General features: G+C 63.5%; 7 protein-coding genes and 1 tRNA gene. 5 read left to right on the top strand and 3 right to left on the bottom strand.

Annotation, left to right across the window (positions count from 1 at the left end; all coding sequences use genetic code 11):
- A partial coding sequence (locus tag RT97_RS16115; protein WP_042579793.1) for an arginine/lysine/ornithine decarboxylase occupies positions 1 to 1,983 on the bottom strand: 1,983 nt, incomplete at its 3' end.
- Positions 1,984 to 2,180: 197 nt separating this feature from the next.
- Here RT97_RS16115 and RT97_RS16110 point away from each other — a divergent pair.
- The 5 genes from RT97_RS16110 to RT97_RS16090 all read left to right on the top strand — a co-directional run bounded on the left by RT97_RS16110 (position 2,181) and on the right by RT97_RS16090 (position 4,743).
- The gene (locus RT97_RS16110; RefSeq protein ID WP_042579792.1) at positions 2,181 to 2,606 is read left to right on the top strand and encodes an NfeD family protein; all 426 of its coding nucleotides are present in this window, start codon (positions 2,181 to 2,183) and stop codon (positions 2,604 to 2,606) included.
- A 34-nt stretch (positions 2,607 to 2,640) separates the two neighbouring features.
- Positions 2,641 to 3,570, top strand: a complete 930-nt coding sequence (locus RT97_RS16105; protein WP_042579791.1) for an SPFH domain-containing protein — start codon at positions 2,641 to 2,643, stop codon at positions 3,568 to 3,570.
- A gap of 24 nt (positions 3,571 to 3,594) precedes the next feature.
- Positions 3,595 to 3,685 (top strand) — tRNA-Ser (locus tag RT97_RS16100).
- A gap of 211 nt (positions 3,686 to 3,896) precedes the next feature.
- Positions 3,897 to 4,253 (top strand): hypothetical protein, encoded by a 357-nt coding sequence (locus RT97_RS16095; protein WP_042579790.1) that lies wholly within the window; start codon positions 3,897 to 3,899, stop codon positions 4,251 to 4,253.
- A 100-nt stretch (positions 4,254 to 4,353) separates the two neighbouring features.
- Positions 4,354 to 4,743 carry a response regulator gene (locus RT97_RS16090; protein ID WP_042579789.1) on the top strand — a complete coding sequence of 130 codons (390 nt, stop codon included), beginning with the start codon at positions 4,354 to 4,356 and terminating at the stop codon, positions 4,741 to 4,743.
- A 99-nt stretch (positions 4,744 to 4,842) separates the two neighbouring features.
- Here the strand turns inward: RT97_RS16090 and RT97_RS16085 are convergent, their stop codons facing one another.
- Both RT97_RS16085 and RT97_RS16080 read right to left on the bottom strand, forming a co-directional pair.
- Positions 4,843 to 6,051: a branched-chain amino acid ABC transporter substrate-binding protein gene (locus RT97_RS16085; RefSeq protein ID WP_042579788.1), complete on the bottom strand. Its 1,209-nt coding sequence runs from the start codon at positions 6,049 to 6,051 to the stop codon at positions 4,843 to 4,845.
- Positions 6,052 to 6,188: 137 nt separating this feature from the next.
- Positions 6,189 to 6,584: a hypothetical protein gene (locus tag RT97_RS16080; protein WP_042579787.1), complete on the bottom strand. Its 396-nt coding sequence runs from the start codon at positions 6,582 to 6,584 to the stop codon at positions 6,189 to 6,191.
- Position 6,585 lies beyond the last annotated feature (1 nt).

The raw sequence follows: 6,585 nt of genomic DNA, 5'->3' as shown, positions 1-6,585 counted from the left end.
GTACATCTCGGTGGTCAGGCGCGCCACGTCGTAGCGTGCGTAGAGCTGGTGGATGTGCTGGCACAGGTCGCGCAGGCCCAGGCGCTCGTAGCCCGGGTGCTGCTGGCAGAACTCGGGAAGGATGCGCCACATCGGCTGGTTGCGCGCGTAGTCGTCCTTGAACTGCTGCAGCGCCGTGAGCAGCGTGTTCCAGCGGCCCTTGGTGATGCCGATGGTGAACATGATGAAGAAGCTGTAGAGGCCCGTCTTCTCCACGATCACGCCGTGCTCGGCGAGGAACTTGGTCACCACGCTCGCAGGGATGCCGGTCTCGGCGAAGTTGCCTTCCAGGTCGAGGCCGGGCGTGACGATGGTCGACTTGATCGGGTCGAGCATGTTGAAGCCGTCGGCCAGGTCGCCGAAGCCGTGCCAGTTGCGCGGGCTCTTCTTGTTCTTGGGCTTGCCGTCCTTCTCGCCCTTCATGATCCAGTCGTCGGCGCGGCCGATGCCTTCGTCGACGAGTTTCTCGGGGCCCCAGACCTTGAACCACCACTCGTCCTTGCCGAACTCTTCCTCGACCTTGCGCATGGCGCGGCGGAAGTCGAGCGCCTCGAGGATGCTTTCTTCCACCAGCGCGGTGCCGCCGGGCGGCTCCATCATGGCGGCGGCCACGTCGCAGCTCGCGATGATCGCGTACTGCGGGCTGGTCGACGAGTGCATCAGGTAGGCCTCGTTGAAGAGGTCTCGGTCGAGCGCGCGATTCTGCGAATCCTGCACGAGCACGTGGCTGGCCTGGCTGATGCCGGCCAGCAGCTTGTGCGTGGACTGCGTGGCGAACACCAGCGATTCCTTGGGCCGCACGCGGCGCTTGCCCATCGCGTGATAGGCGCCGTAGAACGGGTGGAAGGCGGCGTGCGGTAGCCAGGCCTCGTCGAAGTGAAGCGTGTCGACGTAGCCGTCCAGCATGTTCTTGATGGTCTCGGTGTTGTAGATCACGCCGTCGTAGGTCGACTGGGTGAGCGTCATCACGCGCGGCTTGACCTTCTCGTGGTCCACGTCGGCCAGGAGCGGGTTGGCCTTGATCTTGGCCTTGATGGCGCTCTGCTCGAACTCGCTCTTGGGGATCGGGCCGATGATGCCGAAGTGGTTGCGCGTGGGCTTCATGAACACCGGGATCGCGCCGGTCATGATGATCGCGTGAAGGATCGACTTGTGGCAGTTGCGGTCGACCACCACCACGTCGTCGGGCGCCACCGTGTGGTGCCACACCATCTTGTTGCTGGTGCTGGTGCCGTTGGTCACGAAGAAGCAATGGTCGGCGTTGAAGATGCGCGCCGCATTGCGCTCGCTGGCCGCCACCGGGCCGGTGTGGTCGAGCAGTTGCCCCAGTTCTTCGACCGCGTTGCAGACGTCGGCGCGCAGCATGTTCTCGCCGAAGAACTGATGGAACATGCGGCCCACCGGGCTCTTCAGGAACGCCACGCCGCCCGAGTGGCCCGGGCAGTGCCAGGAGTACGAGCCGTCTTCCGCATAGTCGATCAGCGCCCTGAAGAACGGCGGCTGCACGCCTTCCAGATAGCTCTTGGCCTCGCGGATGATGTGGCGCGCCACGAACTCCGGCGTGTCCTCGAACATGTGGATGAAGCCGTGGAGCTCCCGCAGGATGTCGTTGGGGATGTGGCGCGCGGTCTTGGTCTCGCCGTAGATGTAGATGGGCACGTCCGCGTTCTTGCGCCGCACCTCGCCGATGAAGGTGCGCAGGTTCAGCACGGCCGGATCGAGATCGGGGCCGACCGTGAATTCCTCGTCGTCGATCGAAAGGATGAAGGCGCTGGCGCGGCTTTGCTGCTGCGCGAACTGGCTCAGGTCGCCGTAGCTCGTGACGCCCAGCACCTCGAAGCCCTCGCTTTCGAAGGCCTGCGCGAGCGCGCGAATGCCGAGGCCCGAGGTGTTTTCGGAGCGGAAGTCCTCGTCGATGATGACGATGGGGAAGCGGAATTTCATGAGCAGGGCTCCGGACAGGCAATGAGGCGCGAAGTGTACGGAATTCAGATGAAGGATTTGGTCAGCCTGGTGCAAGACATTTGGGCGACGACGGCACGAGGCACTCCTCTGGGGCCAGTACCCCTACGCAGGGCAAGCGCTTGGCGCCGTATGCCTCAGAATGGCGCGCATCGAACAAGCAAAAAAGAGGAGTTGTCATGGCGAATTCCACCATCTGGTGGCTGATCGCGGGCGCCGCCATCGTGGTCGAGCTGCTCTCGGGCACGGTGTACCTGCTTCTGCTGGCGGCCGGTTTCGCGGCCGCGGCGATTGCAGCGCACCTGGGCTTCGGCACCATCACCCAATTGATCGTGGCCGCCGTGATCGGCGTGGGTGCCGTGCTGGTCTGGTACTCGATCCAGCGCAAGCGTCCGCGGGCAGCGGCCTCCGGCACCAACCGCGACGTGAACCTCGACATCGGCGAGAGCGTGCATGTCGATGCATGGAACCCCGACGGCACCGCCACCGTGCGCTACCGCGGCGCCCAATGGACCGTCGTGCAGCGCGCGGGCCATCCGACTTCGACGGGCGAGCACCGCGTGGTCGAGGTGGTCGGCAGCCGCCTCGTCGTCGACAAGATCTAGTCAGCAGAACAGAGCTTAGAAAAGGAAGAGCACCATGGAATTTTCGGTCCCCCTCATCATCTTGGTCATTGCGATCATCTTCATCAGCCAGTCGGTCAAGTTCGTGCCGCAGCAGAACGCCTGGGTGCGCGAGCGCCTGGGCAAGTACCACGGCACCATGACGCCCGGCCCCAATTTCCTGATCCCGTTCATCGACCGGGTGGCTTACAAGCACAGCCTGAAGGAAATCCCGCTCGACGTGCCGAGCCAGATCTGCATCACGCGCGACAACACGCAGCTGCAGGTCGACGGCATCCTCTACTTCCAGGTGACCGACCCGATGCGCGCGAGCTACGGCTCGTCGAACTACATCGTGGCCGTGACGCAACTAGCGCAAACCTCGCTGCGCAGCGTGATCGGCAAGCTCGAGCTCGACAAGACCTTCGAGGAGCGCGACGTGATCAACGCCCAGGTGGTGGCTGCCATCGACGAGGCTGCGCTGAACTGGGGCGTGAAGGTGCTTCGCTACGAAATCAAGGACCTGACGCCGCCGAAGGAAATTCTCCTGGCCATGCAGGCGCAGATCACCGCCGAGCGCGGCAAGCGCGCGCTGATCGCAGCCTCGGAAGGCCGCCGCCAGGAGCAAATCAACATCGCTACCGGCGAGCGCGAGGCCTTCATCGCCCGCTCCGAAGGTGAGAAGCAGGCCCAGATCAACAACGCCCAGGGCGAAGCCGCCGCCATCACCGCGGTGGCCACCGCGACCGCAGACGCCATCGAGCGCGTGGCTGCCGCCATCCAGCAGCCGGGTGGCGAACAGGCCGTGCAGCTCAAGGTGGCCGAACGCGCCGTCGATGCCTACGGCAAGGTCGCGGCCGACTCTAAGACCACGCTGATCGTGCCGAGCAACATGAGCGAGACCGCGGCGCTCATCGCCTCTGCGATGCGCATGGTTCAGGCTGGAAAGCCTTCGAATCCGAGTTGAGCGACTGCTATAATCGTGGGCTCAGGAGCGGTGGATGAGCGGTTTAAGTCGCACGCCTGGAAAGCGTGTGAGGGTTAATAGCCCTCCGCGGGTTCGAATCCCGCCTGCTCCGCCAGAGATTGATTGTTCGTAACCGTTCGCGAACATGCAGAGTCAGCAAGAAGAAGCCCAAGTCGCCACAAGCACTTGGGCTTTTTTGTCGTCCGGGATGTCCTGTGACACGTTGCTTTGCAACAACTGGGGTCAAGTCCACCGACGCATTCGTCTGGCGGTACGATCCAAAGGTTTTACTTTTCAAGCCGGCAAGAACCGCAAAAGGAGCCTCGATGGCTGGACAGACCCAAACCGCGCCGCGTGGCAGGACCTCCCTGGACAAGACGCTTCAAAAGAGCGAAGAAGTCGCCGCCGATGTGCGACGGGCATCGGACAACCTGGCCGTGGTGAGCACGGTGCTCGAGCAAGAGTTGCCCGACGAAATCCAGGTCGGCGAAGTGGCGCAGGCCATCGAACACACCAGCCAGCTCGAAGAGAAGCTGGCCAAGTCGGCGGAAAAGCTGGCCGAGGTGAACGCCGCGCTGAGCGAAGAAATCGAGAAGCGCATCGAGGCGACTGCCGAGCGCGACGAGAGCCAGGCGCTGGCCGAGAAGCTCAAGGCCAGGATCCGCGCCAACGACCCGAGCTGAACGGGCCCCAGAACAACGGTCCTTCGGTCCGTCTCCCTTCTCCTACGCTGCGACCACGCTGGGCACGCTACGCTATTGGTTCTCAAAGCGAAACCAAGGCATGTCCCTCATCACGTTCCTCGTCGAGGACAACAAGACCATCAGAGACAACCTGGTCCCGGCACTCGAGGATCTGGTCAATGGCCATGTGGTCGGCTTTGCCGAAACCGAGTCGGACGCACTGGCGTGGCTGGCGGCCCACCCCGACGACTGGCAACTTCTGATCGTCGACCTGTTCCTCAAGGAAGGCTCCGGCCTGGGCGTGCTTGCTGGCTGCAAGGTCCGCTCCGCGGGCCAGCGGGTCGTGGTGTTGAGCAACTACGTGACCGTGGACATCCGGTCCCGCTGCCAGGCGCTGGGAGCCGATGCCGTGTTCGACAAGTCGCGCGATCTCGATGCCTTCATCGAGTACTGCAACACCGATCGCCCCTCGGGCCTCGCTCCCCTCTGACGACGCGCGCTGCAGCGCACTACAAATGAAAAAAGGGCCCGAAGGCCCTTTTCTTTTTTGCGAGACAAGCCGCGCGAATCGCGCGGTTGCCTATGCGCTTCAGCGCACCACGGCGATCTGCGTGCGGACGCCACCCTTGTACGTGAACAGGGTCAGCGCGCCGTTCTTGATGTCGCCCTTTTCGTCGAAGGCGATCGGGCCGGTCACGCCCTTGTATTGCAGCTTGCCGATTTCAGGCAGGTACTTTTCAGGCTCCGAAGAACCGGCCTTGACCATGGCTTCGGCCAGCACGTTGACCGCGTCATAGACGTACGGTGCATAGATCTGCACTTCGACGCCGTTCTTGGTCTTGAACTTGGCCTTGAAGTCTTCCAGCGGCTGCTTGAAGTCGCCGTCGACACCGCCGGCTTCGGCGCAGACCACCATGTCTTCGCCGATCGCATCGCCGGCCAGCTTCGGCAGTTCGCCGGTGCACAGGCCGTCGCCGCCCATGAACTTGACGTTCAGGCCGAGTTGCTTGACTTGCTTGAGCATCGGGCCGCCGACAGCGTCCATGCCGCCGAAGAACAGGACGTCGGGCTTGGCAGCCTTCAGCTTGGTCAGGATGGCGTTGAAGTCGGTCGACTTGTCGGTGGTGAACTCGTGGCCCACGATGGTGGCGCCGGCGGCCTTGGCAGCCTTCTCGAATTCTTCGGCAACGCCTTGGCCATAAGCCGTGCGGTCGTCGATCACGGCAATGTTCTTGCCCTTGAGCGTGTCGACCGCGTACTTGCCGAGCGTGCCACCCAGTTGCGTGTCGTCAGCCACCACGCGGAACGTGGTCTTGAAGCCTTGGCGCGTGTACTTGGGGTTGGTTGCCGACGGCGAAACCTGCGGAATGCCGGCGTCGCTGTAGAGCTTGGAAGCGGGAATGGTGGTGCCCGAATTCAGGTGACCGACCACGCCGTTGACCTTTTCGTCGACCAGCTTCTGGGCGACGGCCGTGCCTTGCTTCGGATCGCCAGCGTCGTCTTCGGGAACCAGCACGAACTTGGCAACCTTGTCGCCGATCTTGAGGCCCTTTGCATTCAGGTCTTCGATGGCCATCTTGGCGCCGAACTCGTTGTCCTTGCCAAGGTGGGCAATGGGACCGCTGGTCGGGCCGACGTGACCGATCTTGACGACCAGTGCATCGGCAGGAGGTGCTGCGGGTGCGGGGGCGGCCGCCGTGGGCGCCGGCGTTGCAGCGGGTGCAGCAGCTTCTTCTTTCTTGCCGCAAGCCACCAGCGTGAGTGCAGCCAGTGCGACCGCAGTCCATTTCAATTGCATGGGAAACCTCCAGAACTTGGATGAAAACAATAAAAAACCGGTCGTGTGATCCGGGCGCGCAGACCTCGCAAGTTTCGCGCCGCAGACCAGCGGCACCCTCACGCCATTCCGACCTGCGGCGCAGTTTAGCCGAGGATTTATGCGCCGGAAGCTGGCGTAGACCCTGTGTTTTCCGAGAGTTCGGCGGCCATCGATTCGATCACCAGCGCGCGCAAAACGGCTTCGATTTCACCGCGCAGACGAGGCACCATGTCGTCCAGTTGCTGCTGCACCGCGGCGGACACCGCATCGCTCAATCGCTCCTCGAGCGACAGGTCCACGCGCTGCAGCACGCGATGCAGAAGCTGCTCTTCGAGGCTCACGATTTCCGCCTGCGTGAGCTGCGCCGCGGGCGGCAGCGCCACCGCGCTGGCCGGATCGGGCTGTGGCGCCGGCGCATCGAACGGCTCGGCGCTCGCGGGCTCTGCCGGAATGTCGAGCACCGTGGTCAGCGTGGGAACGAACCGGGGCGGCGTGCGCAGCGTGCTGGCCATA

Source organism: Variovorax paradoxus (genome assembly GCF_000834655.1).
GTDB lineage: Bacteria > Pseudomonadota > Gammaproteobacteria > Burkholderiales > Burkholderiaceae_C > Variovorax > Variovorax paradoxus_F.
Note: the sequence above shows the minus strand (reverse complement) of the source record. Positions and strands in the feature narration are given on the sequence as shown.